Source organism: Myxococcus sp. CA051A, assembly GCF_013336705.1.
In the GTDB taxonomy this organism is placed as follows: domain Bacteria; phylum Myxococcota; class Myxococcia; order Myxococcales; family Myxococcaceae; genus Myxococcus; species Myxococcus llanfairpwllgwyngyllgogerychwyrndrobwllllantysiliogogogochensis.
This window is the reverse complement of record NZ_JABUMS010000029.1, coordinates 1-23,380: the sequence shown is the minus strand read 5'-3', so window position 1 is coordinate 23,380 and position 23,380 is coordinate 1. Positions and strand designations below refer to the sequence as shown.

18 protein-coding genes are annotated in these 23,380 nt (G+C 68.4%); 9 read left to right on the top strand and 9 right to left on the bottom strand.

What is annotated here, in order from left to right:
* The first annotated feature begins 168 nt into the window (after positions 1 to 168).
* Together HUA74_RS42435 and HUA74_RS42430 are read left to right on the top strand one after the other, a co-directional pair.
* Positions 169 to 996 (top strand): PPK2 family polyphosphate kinase, encoded by an 828-nt coding sequence (locus HUA74_RS42435; RefSeq protein ID WP_141646447.1) that lies wholly within the window; start codon positions 169 to 171, stop codon positions 994 to 996.
* 253 nt (positions 997 to 1,249) lie between these two features.
* A complete protein-coding gene (locus HUA74_RS42430; RefSeq protein WP_174459137.1) occupies positions 1,250 to 3,124 on the top strand; it encodes an EGF domain-containing protein in 1,875 nt (624 codons plus the stop codon).
* 70 nt (positions 3,125 to 3,194) lie between these two features.
* On the opposite strand, the gene HUA74_RS42425 is transcribed toward HUA74_RS42430, so the two are convergent.
* From HUA74_RS42425 to HUA74_RS42415, 3 genes are all read right to left on the bottom strand, one after another.
* Positions 3,195 to 4,079: a hypothetical protein gene (locus tag HUA74_RS42425; protein ID WP_217443717.1), complete on the bottom strand. Its 885-nt coding sequence runs from the start codon at positions 4,077 to 4,079 to the stop codon at positions 3,195 to 3,197.
* Complete coding sequence (locus HUA74_RS42420; protein WP_254625507.1) at positions 4,076 to 6,139, bottom strand: ATP-binding protein; 2,064 nt, start codon at positions 6,137 to 6,139, stop codon at positions 4,076 to 4,078. Before HUA74_RS42420 ends, HUA74_RS42425 begins: the two co-directional genes overlap by 4 nt.
* A gap of 263 nt (positions 6,140 to 6,402) precedes the next feature.
* Positions 6,403 to 6,594, bottom strand: coding sequence for a hypothetical protein (locus tag HUA74_RS42415; RefSeq protein WP_174459125.1), 192 nt, complete (start codon positions 6,592 to 6,594; stop codon positions 6,403 to 6,405).
* A 95-nt stretch (positions 6,595 to 6,689) separates the two neighbouring features.
* Between HUA74_RS42415 and HUA74_RS42410 the strand changes: the two genes are divergently transcribed.
* Together HUA74_RS42410 and HUA74_RS42405 are read left to right on the top strand one after the other, a co-directional pair.
* Positions 6,690 to 8,306, top strand: coding sequence for an NADP-dependent glyceraldehyde-3-phosphate dehydrogenase (locus HUA74_RS42410; RefSeq protein ID WP_174459135.1), 1,617 nt, complete (start codon positions 6,690 to 6,692; stop codon positions 8,304 to 8,306).
* A 110-nt stretch (positions 8,307 to 8,416) separates the two neighbouring features.
* Complete coding sequence (locus tag HUA74_RS42405; protein WP_174459134.1) at positions 8,417 to 9,004, top strand: hypothetical protein; 588 nt, start codon at positions 8,417 to 8,419, stop codon at positions 9,002 to 9,004.
* 51 nt (positions 9,005 to 9,055) lie between these two features.
* Here the strand turns inward: HUA74_RS42405 and HUA74_RS42400 are convergent, their stop codons facing one another.
* Positions 9,056 to 10,129, bottom strand: coding sequence for a type IV pilus twitching motility protein PilT (locus tag HUA74_RS42400; RefSeq protein ID WP_174459169.1), 1,074 nt, complete (start codon positions 10,127 to 10,129; stop codon positions 9,056 to 9,058).
* 118 nt (positions 10,130 to 10,247) lie between these two features.
* Positions 10,248 to 11,162 carry a hypothetical protein gene (locus HUA74_RS42395; RefSeq protein WP_174459133.1) on the bottom strand — a complete coding sequence of 305 codons (915 nt, stop codon included), beginning with the start codon at positions 11,160 to 11,162 and terminating at the stop codon, positions 10,248 to 10,250.
* Between the two features lie 308 nt (positions 11,163 to 11,470).
* Between HUA74_RS42395 and HUA74_RS42390 the strand changes: the two genes are divergently transcribed.
* From HUA74_RS42390 to HUA74_RS42380, 3 genes are all read left to right on the top strand, one after another.
* The gene (locus HUA74_RS42390; RefSeq protein WP_141646457.1) at positions 11,471 to 12,874 is read left to right on the top strand and encodes a hypothetical protein; all 1,404 of its coding nucleotides are present in this window, start codon (positions 11,471 to 11,473) and stop codon (positions 12,872 to 12,874) included.
* 129 nt (positions 12,875 to 13,003) lie between these two features.
* Positions 13,004 to 13,990 (top strand): glutaminase A, encoded by a 987-nt coding sequence (gene glsA / locus HUA74_RS42385; RefSeq protein WP_174459132.1) that lies wholly within the window; start codon positions 13,004 to 13,006, stop codon positions 13,988 to 13,990.
* A gap of 138 nt (positions 13,991 to 14,128) precedes the next feature.
* A complete protein-coding gene (locus HUA74_RS42380; RefSeq protein WP_254625503.1) occupies positions 14,129 to 15,697 on the top strand; it encodes a leucyl aminopeptidase in 1,569 nt (522 codons plus the stop codon).
* A 39-nt stretch (positions 15,698 to 15,736) separates the two neighbouring features.
* Here the strand turns inward: HUA74_RS42380 and HUA74_RS42375 are convergent, their stop codons facing one another.
* Entirely contained in the window at positions 15,737 to 16,417 is a 681-nt protein-coding gene (locus HUA74_RS42375) for a lysoplasmalogenase (RefSeq protein WP_174459131.1), read from the bottom strand.
* Positions 16,418 to 16,468: 51 nt separating this feature from the next.
* Positions 16,469 to 18,118, bottom strand: a complete 1,650-nt coding sequence (locus HUA74_RS42370) for an alpha-amylase family protein (protein ID WP_174459130.1) — start codon at positions 18,116 to 18,118, stop codon at positions 16,469 to 16,471.
* Positions 18,119 to 18,251: 133 nt separating this feature from the next.
* On the opposite strand from HUA74_RS42370, the gene HUA74_RS42365 reads away from it, so the two are divergent.
* Positions 18,252 to 19,214, top strand: a complete 963-nt coding sequence (locus tag HUA74_RS42365) for a TIGR03885 family FMN-dependent LLM class oxidoreductase (protein WP_174459129.1) — start codon at positions 18,252 to 18,254, stop codon at positions 19,212 to 19,214.
* 60 nt (positions 19,215 to 19,274) lie between these two features.
* On the opposite strand, the gene HUA74_RS42360 is transcribed toward HUA74_RS42365, so the two are convergent.
* On the bottom strand, positions 19,275 to 19,808 hold the full coding sequence (locus HUA74_RS42360; RefSeq protein WP_174459128.1) for a hypothetical protein: 534 nt from the start codon (positions 19,806 to 19,808) through the stop codon (positions 19,275 to 19,277).
* A 204-nt stretch (positions 19,809 to 20,012) separates the two neighbouring features.
* Positions 20,013 to 22,451: a helicase-related protein gene (locus HUA74_RS42355; protein WP_174459127.1), complete on the bottom strand. Its 2,439-nt coding sequence runs from the start codon at positions 22,449 to 22,451 to the stop codon at positions 20,013 to 20,015.
* A 174-nt stretch (positions 22,452 to 22,625) separates the two neighbouring features.
* On the opposite strand from HUA74_RS42355, the gene HUA74_RS42350 reads away from it, so the two are divergent.
* Positions 22,626 to 23,153 (top strand): DinB family protein, encoded by a 528-nt coding sequence (locus HUA74_RS42350; RefSeq protein WP_174459126.1) that lies wholly within the window; start codon positions 22,626 to 22,628, stop codon positions 23,151 to 23,153.
* Positions 23,154 to 23,380 lie beyond the last annotated feature (227 nt).

Genomic DNA, 23,380 nt, shown 5'->3' with positions numbered 1-23,380 from the left:
GCGGCCCCTCCGAGGTGCGCGGCCCACTGTGCTCACATCTTCACGGAGTCTTCATGACGGAGGCATGAAGGGTTCAGCCCCAGCCCGTTCCGGGCGATACCAGGGGACGGCTGGAGCGACGACGCCAGCCCCCCACGCGAGTCCCCCGGGACGGATGGAAAGGAAGCCATGCAACTCATCACCAGCGCGAGACAGGGAGCCAGGGTGCGGTTGGAGAGCATCGACACGACTCCGCCGAAGAAGGCCCTCAAGGCCGATGCCAAGGCGGAGTTCGACGCGCTCGGCGAGGAGCTGTTCGACCTCCAGGACCTGCAATGGGGCGCGCGCCTGAACTCCGTGCTCATCGTCCTCCAGGGCCGCGACACGGCGGGCAAGGACGGCACCATCAAACACGTGGTGGGCAGCCTCAATCCCCGAGGCGTCAGCGTCGCCTCCTTCGCCGTCCCCAGCACCGAGGAGCGCGAGCACGACTTCCTCTGGCGCATCCACCGCCATACACCCCGCCAGGGCGAGTTCTCCATCTTCAACCGCTCCCACTACGAGGATGTGCTCGCCGTGCGCGTCCATGACCTGGCGCCCAAATCTCTCTGGACGAAGCGCTACGAGCACATCCGCGACTTCGAGGAGATGCTCTCCGAGAACGGCACCATCGTCCTGAAGTTCTTCCTCCACATCAGCAAGAAGGAACAGGAGCAGCGCCTGCTGGACCGCGAGAAGGAGCCGCGCAAGGCCTGGAAGATCAGCGCCGGGGACTGGGAGGACCGCCGGCACTGGGCGGACTACACCCAGGCCTACCAGGACGTGTTCGCGCGCACGTCGACCAAGAACGCCCCGTGGACCATCGTCCCCGCCGACTCCAAGTGGTACCGCAACCTCGTCGTCGCGCGCACCGTGGCCGCCGCCCTGCGGCCCTACCGCAAACGCTGGCAGGACAGGCTGGATGAAGTGGGCGCGAAGAAGAAGGCGGAGCTCAAGGCCTGGCGCAAGAAGCCGTAACGGAAGCTCGCCCGCAATACACCCCGCAGCCCAGGCACCCGCGCGTGCCTTGCAGGTCCCCCCTGATGTCGCGTTCGACGCACCGCCGCGATACTCAACGCGGCGCCTGTCGATTGGCACACGTGCTTCGCCAGACAAGCGCAAGGTCTCCAGGCGCGAACTGAACTCCATGCATTTCATGGATTCCGGCGGTTTCCCGAAGGGCTGACTGACCTCGGGAGCTGTCGGTCTGTTGAGTGGAATGGAGCAAAACATGGAGTTCAATCGAAGGGCCACGCTGTGGCACACGCTGAGCACGGTGTTGATGTTCACCGTTCTCGGCGCCTGTGGTGTCAATTCAGAGGGGGATGCCCCCGCCAACGACGAGTCCGCGAAGCAGGAGGAAGAGGACTCGACGGACAAGGTGTCCGAGTTCGCGATAGACCCCTACGCGGACGCGGTGGCACCGGGCGGTGTCGTCGCCGTCCTCAACCCGAACAACGCAATAGGCGCGCCGAATGGGACGGTGGCGAGCTTCCTCGCGGCCCTGGGCGGCTCGCTGAACCTGGACATGGGCGAAGGCGAGGAAGGCACTGGCCCGCTGCGCATCCACTACCGGGGCCTGACGGTGGCGGTGGTGGCGCAGGTGGAGTTCCTGCGCGCCGACATGACGGTCATCACCACCGGACAGGTGCGGCTCATCGAGCTGGGGCTCGGCACCTATACGGCGCTGGTCCCCTATACGAATGCCACGCCCTATCGCTTCGTGAAGCTGCGGGGCGGGCTGGCCGCCCTCTACCAGGTGGACGCGGTGGAGGCGACGGGACCGCTGTGCGGCGATGGCAGGGTGGTGACGGGCGAGGGCTGTGACGACGGCGCCCGCACGGGGGGCGACGGCTGTAGCGCCACCTGCCAGGTGGAGCCGGGGTACGCCTGTTCGGGCCAGCCCAGCGTCTGCACGGACGTCAATGAGTGCACCAACGGCACTTCTCAGTGCTCCACCAACGCCACCTGCACCAACACGCCGGGCAGCTACACCTGTACGTGCAAGGGTGGCTATACGGGCAACGGCAGGACGTGCAACGACATCAACGAGTGCACCAACGGCACCTCGCAGTGCTCCGCCAACGCCACCTGCACCAACACGCCAGGCAGCTACACCTGCGCGTGCAAGGGCGGGTACACGGGCAACGGCAGGACGTGCACGGACGTCAACGAGTGCACCAACGGCACTTCTCAGTGCTCCACCAACGCCACCTGCAGCAACACGCCGGGCAGCTACACCTGCGCATGCAAGGGCGGCTACACGGGCGATGGCAGGACGTGCACGGACGTCAACGAGTGCACCAACGGCACCTCGCAGTGCTCCGTCAACGCCACCTGCTCCAACACGCAAGGCAGCTACACCTGCGCGTGCAAGGGCGGCTACACGGGCAACGGCAGGACGTGCAACGACATCAACGAGTGCACCAACGGCACCTCGCAGTGCTCCGTCAACGCCACCTGCAGCAACACGCAGGGCAGCTACAACTGCACGTGCAAGGCGGGTTACTCGGGCAACGGGCGCACCTGCAATGACATCAACGAGTGCACGCTCGGGACGCACACCTGCACCCCGGGCCAGCGGTGCGTGAATCAGACCGGCGGCTTTGACTGCGTGCCCGGCAGCTGCCCGGCGCCGCAGGTCAAATGCTCGGGGCGGTGCGTGGACGCGAACACGGACGAGGCGAACTGCGGCTGCTGCGGCAACACCTGCGCCAGCGGGAGGACCTGCACGTCCGGAGTCTGCGGAACCAGCGTGACGCCGTTCCAGCTCACCGCGACGTGGGAGCAGGCGCTGGACACCCAGCTCATCATCCGGACGCCCTCCGGCGAGCTCGTCACCTACGAGGCTGGCATCACCGGCGAGCAGGCACGGGCGCCGAGCGGGGAGGAGGCCGCGCCTGCGCGAGGCATCTATGACGTCTGTCTGAAGACCACGAGCTTCGAGACGACGCATGGCGACGACAGCCCGCTGCCCTACACCCTCACGGTGAAGCGGCCGGGCCAGCCGAGCCGCATCCTGCGCGGCACCATCGTCGGTGCCGACGTGGAGGCCGCGTGCCATCCAGGCCACCCGTCCTTCGTCGAGTCCATCTCCTACCCTTGATGGCCTGAGCCGATGAGTCCCTGACGCGCGGGGAGCTGTCTTCCCCGCGCGCCACGGGCGCGGCGATGCGTCACTCGTAGCGCTTCCACGTGGTGCCGTCGAACGAGGCCACGTCGTCGCGGCCAATCGACCACAGCACGTCCTCCGCGGTCGCCAGCCCGTAGCACGTGGGTGTTCCCGCCTCGCCGAAGTCGACCTCGACGAGCCTGTCGCCCTCCAACGTGTACAGCGCGGACAGGGTGGCGACGTAGAGCTTGCCGCGGAACCAGCACAGGTCCCACAAGTCACTCGTCACTTCCTCCGCCCAGGGGACCACGGCGAAGGCGCTTCCGCGCCCCTTGAGCAGCACGCCCTGTTGCCCCGCCACATAGACGGTGCCATCCGGCGCGCAGCAGACGGCGCTGAGGATGACGCGCGTGGGGCTCTCGCAGGGCGACCAGCTCTTCCCGTCATAGCGCCACACCTCTCCGCCCCAGCCCGCGGCATAGAGGTCGGTCTCCGAGGTGCCGTCCATGGCCTCGAAGCCCGCCTTCTCCGTGGCCTCCGCGGCAGGCGCGTTCATCGCCACCCACTTCGCCTCGCCGATGCGCTTGTAGACCTGTCGCTTCATCCCACAGGCGTAGACCCACCCCGCGATTTCGCGCGCGTTGCGAATCATCACCGGCGCGGGCTTCAGCGCCTCGTTCTTGCTCTTCCCACCGACGTAGGTGACGACCTCTCCATCCTCCCCCACCACGACCATCTTCTCGGAGGGCTGTCGCGCCACCGCGATGGCCGTCGAGTTCCAGGTCGTGTCCACGCCGTCGGCCCAGTCCCCACCGTCGACGCTCACCACGCTGGTATGCGCAATCTCGTCCCTGAGCAGCGTCTTGCCCTTGCTGATGATGTAGACAAGGTCATGAAACCGTGCGGCGCCTCGGCCGAGTTCTCGTGTCGCGATGATGGGGTTTTTCATGGGGTACCTGACGGATGAATACCCCACCTCTCCGGGCGAAGCCCAGGTTCGACCGGGCGAGGCAGCCACACCCTGAAGCGGGTGCCCTCCTCGGCGGAGTCCACGTCGATGCGCCCACCGTGCCCCAGGACAATCTGCCGGGAGATGTAGAGCCCCAGGCCGATGCTGCCTTTATTCGTGCGCGCCTCGGGGCCTCGCCGGTACGGCTCGAAGAGGGTGGGCAATAGGTCCGGAGGAATGGGAGCGCCCGCGTTGTGGACCTCCAGGCACACGCCTTCCTCTTCCTGCCGGAGCACCACCCGCACGAGCGAGCCCGGCTCGCTGTGCTGGAGCGCGTTGCCCACCAGGTTGGTCACCACCTGCGCCAGCCGGTCCTCGTCCGCGTCCAGCCGCCCGTCTCCGTGCAGCTCCACGTGGACATGCCGCTGGGGATGCGCGAGCAACAGCTCATCCACGGCCTGCCGTATCAGTCCATGCAGGTCCATGGGACGCGGCCGGATGGGAATGCGCTCGCCCACGCGCGCCTGGGTGAAGTCCAGCAGGTCGCGAATCATGCGCGTGGCCCGCTGCGTCGCATCGCGGATGCGTCCGATTCCCTTCACCCCTTCCTCGGACAGCCCGGCGCGCCGGAGCAGCGCGGTGGCCGTCAGGTGGATGGCGTTGAGGGGATTGCGCAGGTCGTGGCTCACGATGGCCACCACGTCCTCGCGGACCCGCACCGCCTCGCGCGCCTCCCGGTACAGCCGCGCGTTCTCGATGGCCACCGCCGCGCGGTCGGCCGCGCCTCGCGCCAATTCCACCAGCGCCTCCATCTCCGCGGGCGCATGCGGACGCGTCCACACCAGGTGGATGAGCCCCAGGGCGCGCCCGCGAGACACCAGCGGCACCAGCGCGGAGGACCGGGGCGACAGGGCCTCCAGCAGCGCGCGGTGCGCCGCGTTGGTGGACACGGACTCCAACCAGTCCGGCGTCACCTGGGGCACGGCGAGGGCCTCGGCTCGCGCCAGCGCCCGGCTCAGCGGCGTGTCCACGTCCACGCGGGGAGCGTAGGGCATGATGCGGCGGATGAGCTCCTGGCGCGAAGGCTCCCTCGCGGCGGCCTCCAGCCGGACGAGCTTCCCTTCCCCATCCAGCAGGTCCACCGTGCAGTAGTCGGACAGGTGCGCCACCACCAGGCCCGCGAGGCTCCGGAGGGTCGCCTCCAGCTCCAGCGAGCCTGACAGCACCCTCCCCGCCTCCAGCAGGAAATCCCGCGCCGCGTTCGTGCGGCGGATGTCGGTGATGTCCGTGGAGATGCCGCAGACGAAGGGCCCGTCCGGTCGCGCCCCGCCGGGCAGCGGGAACTTCATGGCGAACCAGGTGCGCACGCCCTTCACGCCGGGGATGTACTCGTCCGCCATCAGGGGCGCGTGCGTGTCGCGCACCCGCGCGTCGTGCTCGCGGTTGCTGTGCGCCACATCGAAGGGGAACAGGCCGTAGTCCGTCCTCCCGAGGATGCGCGAGCGCGGTATCCCCAGCGCCTCCTCGAAGCTCCGGTTGACGAGGACGAAGCGCCCCTGTGCGTCCTTCGCGAAGATGACGGGCGGGGCGTGGTCGATGATGGCCTGGAGCCAGGCGCCGTCATCATGCATGTGGGAGTTCGCCGAGTGACGGCTCACCGCGTCCGCGGTCGCCTCCGCCAGCACCGCCTCGACGATTCGCAGCTCACGAAGGGACGCTCTCGCTCCGACCTCCTCGAGCAGCTCCAGCAGGCAGTCGTGGAACAGGCCGTACTCCCGCGCCAGCAGGCCCACGTCCGCGTCGGGGCGTTCCTGCCAGCGCTCCGCCTGCCCGACGCGCAGGGCATGGAGCATGGCGGGAGACGGCGGAACGCGCGCTTCCCAGAGCGCCCGGGTGAGGGCTTCCAGGAGCACGGGGAGCATCTCCACCAGCCTGCTTTCGGCGAGGCCCCGAGGACCGCGCTCCCGCTCCACCCGGCGTACGTAGCGAGCCCTCAGCTCACTCTCCCAACCGGCCAGCAAGTCCCCCACCCGAGCGGCGGAGGCATCCCCCTCGTGCATCACGCGCGGCTCCTTCCCGAAACGACTGCGCGGCGCGTCCTCACGGACACCCTCGCGCGCCCTCCCTCACGAACCCCATCGCTCCCGTGTCCCTTCCAGGGGGAAGCAGGACTCGCTCCAGATCTACGCACGGGAGCCCCGGGGGCTCATGCGGTCAGCCGACCGTGAAGCCCCCAGGCCAGGCAATCCGCCAGCCCCCGGTCGCCTGCCCCCACCTTCGGAGGTCGTCGCCTCGCTCGATTCCCCAAGGCACGCGCCCGTGCTCAGCCCTCGCTCCGGATGAAGTGCGCCACCCAGGCCTCCAGCCCCCGGAGCCGGCCGCCCATGAGGTACGGGCAGCACGACAGCCCGGTGCGCCGCTCCACGGTCCCCGCGTCGGAGAAGTGGGGCTTCAAACCACTGCTCTGCGACGTCCGGAACTTCAACTCCTTCGGCGGCTCGTTCCACTGCGCCACACTGGATGTCCGGCGGCGAGGGGGGCCTCCAGACCTCCTTCTAGGGACGCTGGAAGGCGTGCCAGTCCGCGAGGGGTCCGTTAAAAAGGGCCCCCATGACGGCACTGGCTGACCTCTTTCCGACCGACGAGCAGATTCCCCCGGGTGTGCGGCTCCCCGCCTATCTCGAGCAGCGCGAGTACCTGGTCGGCGGCGAGCTTCGGACATGGGCGGGAGACCTCAGCCCCGTGCGCAGCCCCGTCTACGTGAAGACGCCCGAGGGCCTGAAGCAGAAGGTGATGGGCGCCACGCCGCTGCTCACCTCTCGCGAGTCGCTGGAGGCGCTCGCGGCGGCCGTGAAGGCCTATGACCTGGGCCGGGGTGTCTGGCCGACGATGAAGGTCGCCGAGCGCATCGAAGCCGTCGAGCGCTTCGTGGTGGCGATGCGTGCCCAGCGCACGGCGGTGGTGAATCTCCTGATGTGGGAGATTGGCAAGACGCAGCCGGACTCGGAGAAGGAGTTCGACCGCACCATCGACCTCATCGTGGAGACCATCCGCGCGCTGAAGGAGCTGGACCGCACCTCGTCCCGCTTCGTGCAGGAGCAGGGAATCATGGCGCAGATTCGCCGGGCCCCCATGGGCGTGGCGCTGTGCATGGGGCCCTACAACTACCCGCTCAACGAGACGTTCAGCACGCTCTTCCCCGCCCTGCTGATGGGCAACACGGTGGTGTTCAAGCCGGCGAAGTTCGGCGTGCTGCTCATCCGCCCCTTGCTGGAGTCGTTCCGCGACTGCTTCCCGCCGGGCGTCATCAACATCATCTACGGCAAGGGCCGCGAGACGGTGGGCGCGCTGATGGAGAGTGGCCAGGTGGACCTCTTCGCCTTCATCGGCACCAACCGGGGCGCCAGCGAGCTGAAGAAGATGCACCCCCGGCCCCACCGTCTGAAGTCCGTGCTGGGGCTGGACGCGAAGAACCCGGCCATCATCCTGGAGGACGCGAACCTGGATGAGGCGGTGAAGGAGTGCATCACCGGGACGTTGTCCTTCAACGGCCAGCGGTGCACGGCGCTCAAGCTGCTCGTGGTGCACCGGAGCATCGTCGATGCCTTCCTGAAGAAGTTCACCGCCGCGGTGGACCAACTCAAGCCCGGCATGCCGTGGGAGCCGGGCGTCTCCGTCACGCCCCTGCCCGAGCCGGGCAAGGCGGACTACCTCCAGGGCCTCGTGGACGACGCGGTGTCCAAGGGGGCGCGCGTGGTGAACGCGACGGGAGGCCAGGCGGCCCATTCCTTCTACGCGCCGACGGTCGTGTACCCGGTGACGCAGGACATGCGGCTGGCGAGCGAGGAGCAGTTCGGCCCCGTCGTCCCGGTGATGGTGTTCGACGAGGACGAGGAGGTGGTGCGGCTGGTGGTGAACTCCCAGTTCGGCCAGCAGCTGAGCCTGTTCGGAAAGGACTCGGCGCGCATCGGCCGATTCATCGACGCGTTCTCCAACCAGGTCGGCCGCATCAACCTCAACTGCCAGTGCCAGCGAGGCCCCGACACCTTCCCCTTCAACGGGAGGAAGGACTCGGCCGAGGGCACGCTGTCCGTCGCGGATGCGTTGCGCGTGTTCTCCATCCGTACGCTCGTCGCCACGAAGACGACGCCCGCCAACACCACGCTCGTCCAATCCATCCTGACCCGGCGGGAGTCGGACTTCCTCACCACGGACTTCCTCTTCTGACGAGCCGCCCACGGAGAGAGAGGGCTCGTCGATTTTCTGCAACAGCGGGCTCCGGCCTGTCTCCTCCTGTCGGGGGTTGGTTCCCCACCGACTCGATGCAGGAGGACCCGATGAAGAAGATGCTGCGTGCCCTGTCACTGTCCCTCTCGCTGTCCCTCCTCGCCACGGCATGTGGCGACTCCCATGAAAAGGAAGAGGAGGGGGGCGCGCTCCAGTGCCATGCCGTGAGCTGGTGCTCGAACATGAGCGTGGACGACACCGAGGTGACGAACGCGCCGGCGCTCACCGGAGGCACCCTTCCGGACGGCCTCTATCGCCTCGAGCAGGGCCTCGGTGCTCGGTCCACCGAAGCCATGCTCATCAAGGGAAGCTCCTTCATCCACCTGGAGCAGGTCTGGGACAACACGCTGGGGACCTGGAAGGTGGCGGACGGAAAGCTGGTGATGACGAGGGCCACCTCCTGCGACGCCTCGGGCGAGAGCTCGCTGGAGTCCAACCAGGACGTCTTCACCTTCGCGGTCCGTGGGGATGAGCTCTTCACCCGGTATGACGATGTCGACCAGTCCGTCAGGCGCTGGAAGCGCGTGAGCGACCTGTGCGAGGCGTCCAACTCGTTCAAGTGCCGTGGGAGTCGTCCGTGCTCCTGTATCAGCGCGACGAACGAGTCCCTGACCGGCAACCAGAACTGCACCCTCTGACCCTCTCGAGCGGAAACGGACGGCTCGGACGGGACGGGCCGTGCCCAGGGCTCAATCGAACTCGAGCGCGCGCTGGAAGTCAGCCGGGTTGGAGGCGGCGCTCTGGGCGGTCTCCAGGGTGATGAGCCCCTCGCGGTAGAGCTGTGTCAGGTGCTGGTCGAAGGACTGCATGCCGAACATGTCGCGGCCCTTCTCGATGACGTCCTTCAGCTCGTTGGCGCGGTCATCCCGGATGTACTGCTCCACCGTCTTCGTCTGCACCATGATTTCCAGCGCCACCGTGCGCCCCTTTCCGCTGGCCCGGGGCAGGAGCCGCTGGGACACCGTCGCCTTCAGACAGTCCGCCAGTCGCATGCGCACCATCGTCTGCTCTTCCGCGGGGAACACGGACACCAATCGGTTGATGGTGCGCGAGGCATCCGTCGTGTGCACCGTGGAGAGCACCAGGTGGCCCGTCTCCGCCGCCTTGAGCGCGATGTCGATGGTCTCCGTGTCGCGCATCTCTCCCACCAGGATGACATCCGGGTCCTGGCGCAGCGCCCCTCTCAGCGCCACCGCGAAGCTCGTCGTGTCCGAGCCAATCTCGCGCTGGGAGATGGACGACTTGATGTTCTTGTAGATGAACTCGATGGGGTCCTCGATGGTGAGGACGTGCAGGTTCTCCGTGCGATTGATGTGGTCAATCATGGACGCCAACGTGGAACTCTTCCCGGAGCCCGTCGCGCCCGTCACCAACACCAACCCTCGCTCGTTGCTCGCAATCGTCTTGAGCACCTGCGGCAGACCCAGCCCGTCGATGGTAGGGATTTCATCCGGGATGATGCGCAGGATGCACGCCAGCGAGCCCCGCTGACGGTAGATGTTCACCCGGAAGCGCGCGACGCCCGGCAGGCTGTACGACGCGTCGCACTCCTGAAGCGTGTCCAGCTGCTTCTTGATGGAGGGGTCCGTGATGACGTGGAACGCCACCTGCTTGGTGTGGTCCGCCTGGAGCTTGTCCATCTTCAGGGGGCGCAATGCGCCGTTCACCCGGTAGATGGGCGGGTCACCCGGGCGGAAATGGATGTCCGATGCGCCATTCTGCACACCCACCGAGAGCAGCTTGTTCAGCGTTGCCAGGTCCAGGAGACAGCCTCACTTCAACGAGGAGAACCCGGGATTCTAGGGCAACGCCTCTCACCTGCCCACGGAGTGGGTAATGACCTCGCAGCCCCTGGGTTGAGAGAACCCCGGCCCCCACGTGTCACTCGGCGGCGAGGACTTCGGCGGGAATGGGCGCGAGCGGCACCATGACGAACCGCTGCGCGGTGTTGCCTGTCATCAGGCCCTTGGAGAGCGTGGACATCTGACCGGCGATGCGCCTCCAGCGGCCTTCCTCGACGAGGAACTCGCCTCGCGCCACGTAGGACATCTCCATCATCCCAGGCATCGACTTCGACGGGTCGGAGTGCTCGAACTTGCCGTCGTGCCGCTCCGCGAGCGTGAAGTCGATGACGGCCACCGTGCGCCCCTCCGCCTCGCGCTCCAGCGCCACCAGCTCCACGCGGTTGAGGACTTCATGCTCGCCCTGCCACCGGCCGCCCATCTTCAGGAGGTCCGCGCTGTGGGTCCACACCTCCCCCACGGAGACCGGCTTCGTCGGCAGCTCCACCATGAACGCCAGCAGGTTGCGCTGCTCTCGCTTGAGGTCGCTGGTCACCAACCCCGAGGGCGTCAGGCTCCCACGCAACTGCACCGTGCCCTCCATGGACTTCATCGCCTTCGCCATCGCCTGGTCCTGCTTCGACGGGCGCCTGGCCTTGGGCATGTCCATCCGCGTCACCACCACCTTGGCGGCCACGTCACCCGAGGGCTTCGGAGTGAGCACCAGCACCATCTCGGCCTGCGTGGGCTGCTGAATCGTGAAGAGCTGCCGACGCTTGCCCACTGAGACGCCCTGCGACTTGAGGCTGGAGAGGTCCACGCGCATCCGGCCGCCCTGGGGGTCCGTGTCCTCCGTCGTGTACGCGTAGCCCAACGACTCCTGCGGCACCTTCCACCGGAGCGTCACCGGAGCGGAGCTCGCCGCCCCCGTCGCGGCGGGAGGCGCCGCGCCCAGCAGGAGGGCGGACGACAACGAGAGCAGCAGCACGACGGGAAGCGCTGGGCGGCGGGGCATGGCCACATCATCAAGGGCCCACCCCGCCGCGCGAAAGCCCCACCGCGTTGAACCCACGCATCCACGCGGTGTCTTGAATCGAGCACCCCTCCCCTCCCCCTGGCTGGCGCGGGGTGCCTCCCACGGGCACCCTGGCGCGCGCCTGGCTGCGTGATGCACCAACGCACCAGCGTCCGCGCACGACGCGGGTGGAGGCGGGCCCGGTGGGGCTCGTTCCTCTTTCCGGGAGGTTGCAGCCACTCCTGGACCGAGGCCCTCGCCTTGCACGGGCAGCGTCGCAGTCGTCCCCTCTTACCCCTGGGTCGTCCATGAGCGTCTCTCACACTCTCCTGCGTCAGCTGACGGTGGGCGGTGTCCTCGCCGGAGCCGTCATCGTCGCCTGTGCCACCACGTCGCCCTCATCCTCTCCGGTGGGCTCGACGGACACTCCGTCCGCCCAGGCACTCCCGCCGGGGTGCAACCCGGACCCCACCTGTCCCGGCTCCACGTGCGCCACGGCCATCACCCCCGCGCAGTCAGTGGTGCCCGTGGATGCGTGCCCTCGCTTCGGCGAGTTCCAATCCGACGTGGACGTCTACTCGTGGAACACCTTCATCGCGCTCAACTGGCCGGCGACGACGTCCGCGTGCGCGCCCAACACCCAGGTCAGCATCCTCACGGGACAGGGGCCGACCGTCTGGGAGACCTACCCGGAGGACACCGACATCTTCGTGCCGCCCGGGAGCAAGCCCGGCGCCTGGTGCACGTTCAACACGCCGGCGGCCCTGGAGACGAAGCTGCGGCGGCTGACGAAGCTGACCGAGGCCGGCCGACTCGAGGCCGTCAACGCGAACGTGGACAAGCTGCTCGTGAGTGACTCCAAGGCGTCCGCCATCGTCATCGAGAGGTTCCCCGACATCAAGCAGGCCGTCGGCGGACCCCTGACGGACCAGAACGGCCGGTTCGTGCGCTACGAGAAGCGACTGAACCAGGACGAGTACAACTACCTCATCACCAACAACCTCTGGAACGCGGCGGGTCAGACGAGCGCCACCATCTCCTTCCCCACCGGCCCCACCCAGAACCCCGGGCCCTGCAATGGCAAACCCTGCGGTCCAGTGGGAGCCATGGAGGTCAAGGCGGCGTGGAAGGTGTTGTCCGCGCAGGAGGTCGCCGGAAAGCGCTTCTACATGCGCAAGGCGTGGGTCCTCAACGACGAGTCGGGCGCCCCGAGTCCCGGAGCCAACCCCGTCACCGTGGGACTGGTGGGACTGCACATCATCCACAAGACGGCCAGCCAGGCGAAGTGGTTCTGGTCCACCTTCGAGCAGGTGGACAACACGACGTCGTCCTTCTTCAACCCGCACTGCACGACGAACTGCCAGCCCAACCAGCAGACGGCGACCCAGCCGTACACGGAGCTCGCTCCGGACGGCGGGCCGCTCAACGCGCCGGTGCAGGTGACTCGCACCACGCCCATCCAGGCCGACCCCAGCCTGAATGCGTATTACCGGGGGCTGCTCAAGGGTTCCGTCTGGGCCAACTACCAGCTCATCAGCACCCAGTGGGCCACGGGTGGAGCGCCCCAGGGCACGCCGCCAGTGCTCGCCAACACGACGATGGAGACCTTCATCCAGCCGACCGCGTCCTGCATGGGCTGCCACTCCAACGCCCCCAAGGCGAGCGGCAGTGGGACGGCGGACTTCAGCTTCCTGATGCTCGAGGCGCAGTAGGCCTGCCCGCGGCATTGACAACCACCCCTCGCGACCGAACCCTTCCAGCGAAGCCAACGCCAGGGGACCGATGACCGACGAGGCGAGCAACGCCTCGCCTCTCCACTCCGAGCAGGAGGGCCGCCACGCATGGATACGGCAGACGAGGCGGCCTTCATCTCCACCGGACACCTCCCCGCTTCGGAGCGGGTCGGGGAGCTGGTCATCGAGGCGCACCGACGTCATCGAGAGAACACGGAGGGAGCGTGCTCCCAGGTCTACCCCGCGCTGGCGAGGGTGGACCCCCGCCTCTTCGGCGTGTGCGTCGCCGGCATCAACGGCAGCAGCCACGGGGCTGGCGACGTGGACCACCCGTTCACCCTCATGAGTGTGTCCAAGCCGTTCGTCTTCGCCCTCGTCTGCCAGGCGCTGGGCCCGGAGGTGGCGCGGCGCAAGCTGGGGGTCAATGCCACCGGCCTGCCGTTCAACTCGGCCATGGCGATAGACCAGAGCCCGGACGGGCGCACCAACCCCATGGTGAACTCAGGAGCGCTCGCGACGACGAGCCTGGTGCCGGGCACCAACCCCGAGGCCCGGTGGCGGTTCATCCACGAGGGGTTGTCACGCTTCGCCGGCAGGCCCCTCGTGCTCGACGAGGAGGTGTATGTCTCCGCGACGAAGACACACCACCGCAACCAGGGGCTCGCCTGGCTGCTGCATGGCCTGGGCCGCCTGGAGACAGAGCCCTCCCTCACGACGGAGCTCTACACGCGTCAGTGCTCGCTCGCGGTGACCGCCAGGGACCTCGCGGTGATGGGGGCCACGCTCGCGGACGGAGGCGTCAACCCGGTGACCCGGACCCGGGTGGTCGACGCGGAGGTCTGCCACCACGCGCTCGCGGTGATGGCCACGGCGGGGATGTATGAGACCTCGGGAGATTGGCTCTATGACGTGGGTACTCCCGGCAAGAGTGGCATTGGCGGCGGAATCGTCACCGTCGCGCCGGGCAAGGGTGGGTTGGGCACGTTCGCCCCACGGCTCGACGCCGCGGGCAACAGCGTCCAGGGGCAGCTCGCCGCGCGCTTCCTGTCGCAGCGGCTCGGGTTGAGCCTGTTCAGGTCGAGCCCCGACGCCTGAGGCCGGCCGCTCCCTGGCGGCCAGTCGACGAGGGGCTCGTCTTCGGCAGCGGGCATGACCGCGCCGGATATCGCGTGACTACATTTTCGCGAGTTCGACAGTCAGCGCCGCGCTGGCACAGCGCCCGAGGACAGAGCCATGACGATGACGTTTCCAACGTACCATGCGGAAGCAGTGTCTGACTTCCATCCCGCGCCTTCCGTGGATGAGCTCGAGGCCACCACGCTCCAGGTCTCACGGGCCCTGCCCAAAGAGGCGGGCGTCCTGGGCATCCCTGTCGGAGTCGATGGGGAGGTCCCCCGTGAGCTGGGGCTCAGCCGGGCCCAGCTCAAGGCGGCTGGATTTACGGGCAAGGTCGGCCAGTCCCTCGTCATTCCACGCGCGGAGGGTTCGGCGCTCGTCGTCGTCGGCATCGGAGAAAAGGCAGACAGTGACCTCGCGTCCCTGCGCGATGCCGCGGCGGCCTTCGCACGGGCGGCGGGCCACTACGTCCACCTCGGCTTCACGCTGCCGGACCTCGGCGGTATCGCACCCGACGTCGCCGCGCAGGCGGTCGTCGAGGGAGTCCTCCTGGCGCGCTATCGCTATCGCCCGCTCAAGCGCACGTCCCAGCAGGAGCCGCCCCTGGAGGCCCTTACGCTGCTGTCGTCGTCGCTGCCCCTCGAAGAGGTGAAGCGCGGCGTCGAGCGTGGCCGAATCACGGCCCGGGCCACCGAGCTGGCCCGAGACCTCGCCAACGCGCCGGCCACGCTCCTCACCGCGCGCCGCGTGGAGGAGATTGCCCGCGTGGTGGCGGCCGCGTCGGGGCTGGACATCGAGGTCTTCGACGAGAAGGCTCTCGCGAAGATGGGCTGCGGCGGCATGCTCGGGGTGAATGCCGGGAGCGCGGAGCCTCCGCGCCTCATCAAGCTCTCGTATCGGCCGAAAGACGAGCGAGGCAAGGCCCTCGAGCCCCTCGGCCGCGTGTCGTTGATTGGCAAGGGCATCATGTATGACTCGGGCGGACTCGGCCTGAAGCCCAACGATCTGGTCCACGCCGCGATGAAGACAGACATGTCCGGCGCGGCGGCCATCCTTGCCGCCATGTCCACCTTGTCCGCGCTCGGCGTCAAGGCCTCCGTCACCGGGTATCTCATGTGCACGGACAACATGCCGGGAGGCAAGGCGATGCGGCTCGGCGACGTCCTGACGGCCCGGGGCGGGAAGACCATCGAGGTCCTGAACACCGACGCCGAGGGCCGGCTGGTGATGATGGACGGACTGGTCCTGGCAACAGAGGAGAAGCCGGCCCCCGACGCCATCCTCGACATCGCCACGCTCACCGGAGCCTGTGAGCGGGCCCTGGGCAACGACAACGCCGGGGTCATGGGCAACCATCAGGGCATCGTCGACCAGGTGCGTGCCGCGGCCGAGAAGTCCGACGAGACGGTGTGGCAGTTCCCGCTCGACAAGCGCCTGCGACAGGAGCTCGATTCAGAGGTCGCGGACCTCAAGAACATCGGCGGGGTGAACGCGGGTCAAATCACCGCGGGCCTGTTCCTGGAGGAGTTCGTCGCCGGCATTCCCTGGGCGCACATCGACATGGCGGGGACCTCGCGAATCGACAGCGACAAGGCGTGGCGCTCCAAGGGGGCCACGGGCTACGGCGCGCGGCTGCTCATCGAGTTCCTGCGCTCGTTCAGCGCGCCCAAGGAAACCCGCCACTGACAGGTGCGGCGAGGGGCGCCCGCCACCGCGCGGGCCCCCTCAAGCCAGGGAGTGCCCGGCGCTCGCGGGGTGGGCGCGCGGCCCGCGAGCGGAGACCGCGATGCTGAGCTGCGCGGCCCAGTACAGCAACATGATGGCGTATCCAGCACCGGGCACGGGCTGCACGAAGAGCCTGATCGCGAGCAGTCCGTCACTGACGGCGAACAACAGCGCGCCGGCGAACGCGGCCCGCTGCTCCAGGCGTGACAGGCCGGGCGTGCCCAGCATCGCCGCCGCGCGCCAGGTCATCGTGCAGATGACGGCGACATAGACTGTCACGGGGAGCGCCATGTCCCCCAGGCCGGGCCACAGGAACACGCTGGCGCTCACGGCCAGGAGCAGGAAGGGCAGCGCCCTCATCCACTGGAGCCCGCGCGTCACGGTGAGGTACGCGGCGGTGTAGCTCACGTGGGCCAACAGGAAGGCGCCCAGGCCGGGCAGGAAGAACTCCGGCCCCAGGTCCAGCAACACGTCGCCGAGCAGCGACAGCGCAAGCCCCGCGAAGACCCAGCGGGCATAACGCTCCCGGGGTGGCCACTGCCACAGGAGCAGGCAGAGCATGGGCACCGCCTTCGTCATCAGCCGGACCTCGGGGCGCCCCGTGTCCATCGCGAGGAGGAAGCCCACCGCGCCCACGACTCCGACTCCCGCGAGAATCCTCGACCCACCACCCGTCAGCATGGGTGGCAGCCTAGCGCGCCGCCGCCCGAGGCAGGTACGCGCCGCGAGCGCTCAAGCCGTGGCGGCGGGCACGGCGCGGGGCTCCATCCGGAACCACTGGTAGCCGTACCCCTCCAGCGTCACCCGATGTCGCCCTGCCTTGCCCGGCGCGGAGTGCGCCTCCGACAGGAGGTGCACCAGCCGAGCCGGAGGCCCGCCGGGCGAGAAGCCCACCTCGCATGCCTTGCCAGACAGGTTGTGCAGCATCACCAGCGTCTCGCCCTTCCAGTCGTAGCGCAGCGCGAGCACGTGCGGAGGCTTCACACGCAGGAGCTTCCACGCGCCCCAGCCCAGCTCCGGGCACTCCTTGCGCATGCGCACCATGCGCTCCATCCAGTTGAGCAGCGAGGACGGGTCCCTGCGCTGCTGCTCGACATTCACCTGGGGAAAGCCAAAGGGAGCGTTGGCCACCACCGGGCGGAAGGGCTCCGGCGCCCGGGTGAAGCCTCCATGGGGCTCGTTGGACCACTGCATGGGCGTTCGCACGCTCTGCCGCTCGTGCAGGGACAGGTCCTCGCCCATGCCCAGCTCGTCCCCGTACCAGAGCACCGGAGTGCCCGGCAGCGAGAGCATCAGGCTGAACGACAGCTCCAGCCGGCGACGGTCCGCCGCGAGCATGGGGGAAAGCCGCCTGCGCAGTCCCCGCCCATACAGCTGCATCCTCGGCTCCGGGCCCAGCTCCGCGAAGACGCGCTTGCGCGCCGCGGCTGGCAGCCGCCCCAGGTCCAGCTCGTCATGGTTGCGCAGGAAGTTCGCCCACTGCGCCAGCTGGGGTAGCCGGGGCGCGGAGCGCAGCGCCTCCACCAGCGGCGTCGCGTCCTCCGTCACCAGCGAGAGGAAGAAGTTCTGGTTGGCGGCGAAGTTGAAGACCATCTGCATCCGGTCCCCCTCCTTGCCGTAGAAATTCATCACCTCGTCCATGGTGACGTTGGCTTCCGCCAGGAGGATGGCATCCCCGCTGCGCCACGAGAGGAACTCCCGCATCCGGCTGAGCAGCGCGTACGGGTCCTTGTTCCCGTGGTCCTTCGTCCCCTTGAGCTCCACGAGGAAGGGAACCGCGTCCACCCGGAAGCCGGACACGCCCAGCTCCAGCCAGAAGCCCATCACCTTGAGCAGCTCCTCGCGCACGGCGGGGTTGGCGACGTTGAGCTCCGGCTGGAAGGGAAAGAAGCGATGGAAGTACCAGCGCTTCACCGCGGGGACATGGGTCCAGGTGGTGCTCTGCGAGCCAGGGAAGACCATGCCCTCGTGCGCGTCGCGGGGCTTCTTGTCGGACCACACGTAGAAGTCATGGAAGCGGCTGTCGCGGCCCTTGCACGCGTCCAGGAACCACGGGTGCCTGTCGCTGGTGTGGTTGACGACCAAGTCGATGATGACGCGCATCCCGCGCTGCTTCGCCTGGTGCGTGAACTCCACGAAGTCACCGGGGGTCCCCAGCCGGGGGTCCACGCCGTAATGGTCGGTGATGTCGTAGCCGTTGTCGCGGTTGGGCGTCGGGTGGAAGGGCATCAACCACAGACAGGTGACACCCAGGCCGGCCAGATAGTCCAGGCGACGCTGGAGGCCGATGAAGTCGCCCACGCCGTCGCCGTTTCCGTCCATGAACGTCTCGACGTCCAGGCAGTAGATGACCGCGTTCTTGTACCAGAGGTCCTGAATCATCCGTCTCCCTGCGTGCAGGGTGGGGACGCCGAGGCAGAGGCGCCGCCACGACGTGACACATGCGTGCGACAGCGCACACTTGGTCATCAGGTGGACTCGCGAAACCAAGAAGGCGACACCACCGTGCGCGCGCATGCTCACGCTCGGCTACCACGCCTCCCACGAGCAGTTTCCTCCCAGCGAACTGCTCCGGCTGGTACAGCGCGCGAACGCGGCGGGCTTCACGGCGGCGCTCAACTCCGACCACTTCCACCCTTGGAGCGAGACACAAGGACACAGCGGCTTCGCCTGGAGCTGGATGGGCGCGGCCCTGGCCACCACGAAGCTGACGAGCCTGGGCGTGGTGAACGCACCGGGACAGCGCTACCACCCCGCCATCATCGCGCAGGCACTGGGGACGCTCGCGGAGATGTTCCCAAGACGCGCCTGGGCGGCACTGGGCAGCGGGCAGCTCGTCAACGAAGGCGTGACGGGGGAGCCCTGGCCGCCGAAGGATGTGCGCAACGCGCGGCTGCGGGATTGCGTGGAGGTGATGCGCGCCCTCTTCCGGGGGGAGACGGTGACGCACCGAGGACTCGTCCGGGTGGAGGAGGCGAAGCTCTACTCACGCCCGGCCCAGGCGCCCCTGCTGGTGGGCGCGGCCATCACTCCCCAGACGGCGGAGTGGGTGGGGAGCTGGGCGGATGGCCTCATCACCGTGAGCAGGCCTCCCGAGGAGCTGCGGAAGATGGTGGAGGCCTTTCGTCGCGGAGGCGGCGAGGGCAAGCCCATGTTCCTCAAGGTGCAGCTGTCGTGGGCCGAGGACGAGCAGGCCGCGCTCCAGGGCGCCATGGAGCAGTGGGCTCCGAACATCTTCGCCAGCTCCGTGCTCACGGACCTGCGCCGCCCCTCCCAGTTCGAGGAGCTTGCGCGCACGGTGCAGCCCAGGGATTTGGAGGGCCACGTGCGCGTGTCCTCCAGCCTCCAGCGCCACGTGGACTGGCTCTCCCAGGACGTGGCGCTCGGATTCAGTCGCCTGTACCTGCACAACGTCAATCGCTGGCAGGAGCCGTTCATCGACGCCTTCGCCGCGCGGGTGCTGCCAGCGCTCCGCTAACCCCTCACCTCGGGCGCATGCCGCCCCGGCACGGGCTTGGACCCGTGCCGGGGCGAGCCGTCACAGGACCTTGGCGAAGGTGATGGTGCCCGCGCCACTGGTGAACGTCACGCCTTGCGCGGTGAGACAGTTGTCGAGGTCCGTCGTGAGGAGGGCCACGGTGATGACAATGGTCGCGCCGTTGAACTTCCCACTGCTCAGGGTCCCCGTATAGACGACGACCGCGCCCCCGGGGCGTACGTCGATGGTGGCGGTGACGGACGCGTTGCTCGTGGAGTTGTCATTCCAGTTGATGACCGCATCGAAGGTTGAATCTCCCGTCACACAGCTCAAGGTGCCGCCGCCAGTGGCGGTGAAGGTACCGGAGGGCAAGGTCAGCGGCACACCGACGCAGGGCCCGAAGCTTCCCATCGCCGTCGCGGAGATGGCCTGGGCTTCGAGCTTGATGCCTGGATTGTACGTCGCCGCGATGGTGCCAGGGCACTCCAGGGCCACGAGCTGCGCGCTCGCTGGACTGGCGAAGAGGACGACTCCGAGCGTGAGAACAAGGAAGCAAGGGATTGACTGCGCACGACGACTGAGCTGGCTGGACATGGGACTCCCTCGCTCGCGGGTGAACTTGTCTGACTTATGCGAGCGATATGTATTTGCGGGAAGTGATTGCGATGATTCAACCCATCCCCCAAGCGCCACCCGCACGACTCAACACGGGCATCGTACGTTCGTCCGAGGACAGGTCCCGCAATCCCAGCTCAATTCAATCCAACAGCCTCAATGGACAGCACCCGTCGCCAGTCCTCACTCCGGCTTGGGTCCGCCCCGGGCTCCCCGCGCACCCGTGCCGCTCTCCCGGGAGGAGGGATGCGAGCCCGCAGCCTGCTGCACTGCGGGGGAGTTCTGGGTCCCTCGGCGGCGACGGCGGCGGCGCTTCATCGCGGCGCTCCCCGACGGGCCCCCCAATTCCCGGAGCACCACCGCGCGCGCGCCGGCCTCCAGCCGCAGCTCCTGCATGAGCGCCTGCGCCTGCTGCGCGCCGTTCGGGTGACGCAGCGCATCGGCGAGCCGCTCGACGACATCGATTCGCAACGCCGCGGAGCCCAGCACCTCGTATCCGAAGGCTCGCGCCTCCCGCGCGCCAAACACAGACGCCTCGAGCGAAACTTCACTCGGCACCCCCTTGGGTGCGGGCTTCTGGAGAAACAGCGCCGTCAGCATGCAGCGCCGCTCCATCGCCGGAGGCGACAGGGCGTTGGCCACGTAGAAGTAGCGTCGCCCCTCGCGAACGCCCAGCGTCCTCAAGCGCTCTCGCGACTCCTCGTCCATCAGCCCCCACTGCTCCCGGGCCTCGCCCTGGGTAATCACTCCCACCCCTTCCGCCAGGCGGTAGGAGAGTCCCCGCGTCACCGCGGAGCGCCCCGCGCCAGTGAGGGACTCGGCGGGAAAACCTCCCATCGCCTCGGTGACCAGGTCCCTCGCCAGGGCGTTCAGCCGCCGCTCGAGCCGCCGCCGCGCGCCCCCCGTCCAGACCTCCGGCTCCGCCAGGGCCAGCTGCGGCGAGCGCCGGTCCGTGCCGCGCACCAGTCGCGCCAGCGGCTGCCCCTCGAACGAGATGCTTCCCAGCGCATCCACCTCGAAGGCCTCATGCGTCGCATCGACGACGCGCTGGACGAACTGCTCCTCCGTCAGCGCCGGCCCATCCGCCCCCGCCACCTCGCCCAGGAGGAGCCCCAGCTTGGCGAAGGGACTGTCGGAGCCGCTCCCAGCGACAGGCGCCGTGGCCCTCACGAAGCGCCGTGCGCTCCTGCGCGCGGCCCGCTGCACGAAGCGCTCGACGAGTCGCTCATGCAGGGCATCCCCCAGCGCATCCTCGATGTGGCGCGTGCGCTCCTGCCACTGCTCGGCGTCATGCAACCATGACGAGCGATGACTGATGTACGTCCAGATGCGGATGGCGGCGAGCCGGTCCATCAACGTGTGGAGGTCCCCCGAGACGTCGTCGAGCGGTGACACCTGCTTGCCGAGCCACGTCGCGTCCAACGTCCCATCGCCCTCGGCGAGTTGGAGGAACGTCTCCCGCAGCAGCCCGACGTGCTGGCCGAAGAGGCCCTTGCGGAAGTCGGGAATCTGGCAGACCTGCCACAAGAGCTCGACGCCCGCGCGGTCCGTCACCAGGTCCCGGACGGCGGGGACCTGGGAGAGGTCCTTCAGCGCATCGAAGTCATCCGCGCGCTCCACCCGGATGAAGGCGTTGTGGCGGGGTGCCCGGGTCAACGAGTCCAGCAGCGCCTCCGGGCTCGCGAAGTCCAGCTCGGCGTTGCGCCAGATGAGGCTGCGCACGGCGGGGAACTGGTGTGACTCGATGGAAGAGACCACCCGGGGGGACAGCTCGGACAGCGTGTTCAGGGTGCCGAAGCTGCCGTCATTGAGGTGACGGCCCGCGCGGCCGGCGATCTGCGCCAGCTCATCCGAGAAGAGGTCTCGCTGCTCGGCACCGTCGTACTTGGACAGCGCCGCGAAGGCCACGTGGTTGAGGTCCAGGTTCAACCCCATGCCGATGGCATCGGTGGCCACCAGGTACTGCACTTCGCCGGACTGATACATCGCCACCTGGGCATTGCGCGTCCGGGGCGACAGCGCGCCCAGCACCACGGCGACCCCGCCGCGCAGGCGCCGAAGCGACTCGGCCAGCTCGTACACCCGGTCCGCGGAGAAGGCGACCACGGCCGAGCGCGGAGGCAGGCTCTTCAGGGAGCGCCGCCCGGAGTAGCGCAGCTGGGACAGGCGCGTGGCGCGCTTCACCGAGGCGTGGGGGATGAGCGACTGGAGCATCGGCCGCATCGTGTCCGCGCCCAGGAACCAGGTCTCCTTGCGCCCTCGCGCATGCAGCAGACGGTCCGTGAAGACGTGCCCGCGCTCACGGTGGGCGGCGAGCTGGATTTCGTCCACCGCGAGGAAGTCGACCGTGCGGTCCAGAGGCATCGCCTCGACGGTGCAAATCCAGTAGTCGGGGCGCGGAGGCAGCCGCTTCTCCTCCCCTGTCATCAGGGCCACCCGCCCCTCGCCCACCCGGGCGGTCACCCGGTCGTAGACCTCGCGGGCGAGCAGGCGAAGCGGCAACCCCATCATCCCCGTGTCGTGCTCGAGCATGCGCTCGATGGCCCGGTGGGTCTTTCCAGTGTTCGTCGGCCCCAGCTCCGCCACGACGATGGCCGAGCGGCTGGATGGACTGGAGTTCATTGGCGGCAGTCTAACCGCGGGAGGGGCCCTGCGCCGCAGGCCGCGCGGTCCTCGCGGGCATGGCTGGGCGCTCGGCTCCACGAGCAGGGGCACGTGACGTCCCGGAACGTGGGTGACTTGACGCGCGCCACGCGCCATGGACGGCGCCTGGGGGTGCCCTCTAGCGTGGGGCCCATGACCCATCCCGTCAGAGACACCCTCCTCGGGCAGCTCGACATCGCCTGGGCGCTCACCCAGTACCATCTCGAGGGATTGACCACGGAGGAGTGCCTGCGCCGCCCGGGCCGGGTGGGCCTTCACGTTCAACAAGGCGCGGACGGACACTGGCGCGCGGACTGGCCCGAACACGAGGGCTATGACTTGGGGCCCGCGAGCGTCGCCTGGCTGACATGGCATCTGGGCTTCTGGTGGGCCATGGTGCTCAACCACTCGTTCGCGGATGCGACCCTGACCAAAGAGGCCGTGTACTGGCCCGGCACCGCCGACGGCGTGCGCGAGTGGGTCCATCGACTGCACGGAGAATGGCGGGCCCACATCGAACGACTCGGCGACGAAGACCTGCGCTCGACGGAGCGCACGCGCTGGCCGCTGCAGGGCAAGCCCTTCGGAGACATCGTGGCCTGGGCCTCGCTCGAATTGATGAAGAACGCGGCGGAACTCGGCTACGCGCGGTTCGTCCTGGCGGTTTCCAAGGCGTCCTAGCCAGGCCACCGTCTGTCATTGCTGCCTTCATCCTGGCGGGCCGCTCTCGCGTCCCGGCCCTCTGCTCGGCGAGGACCGGGGCGCTGGGGGCCGCGCCATGCTCAGCTCCGGACGGTGGCGTGCTCGGTGGCCCAGTTGAGGGCGAGGTCCGCGACGGCCTCCCAGCCCGGCTGCGCCACGGTGTAGTGCGAGCGGCCCTTGAGCTCCACGTACTCCGTCACCGCCTT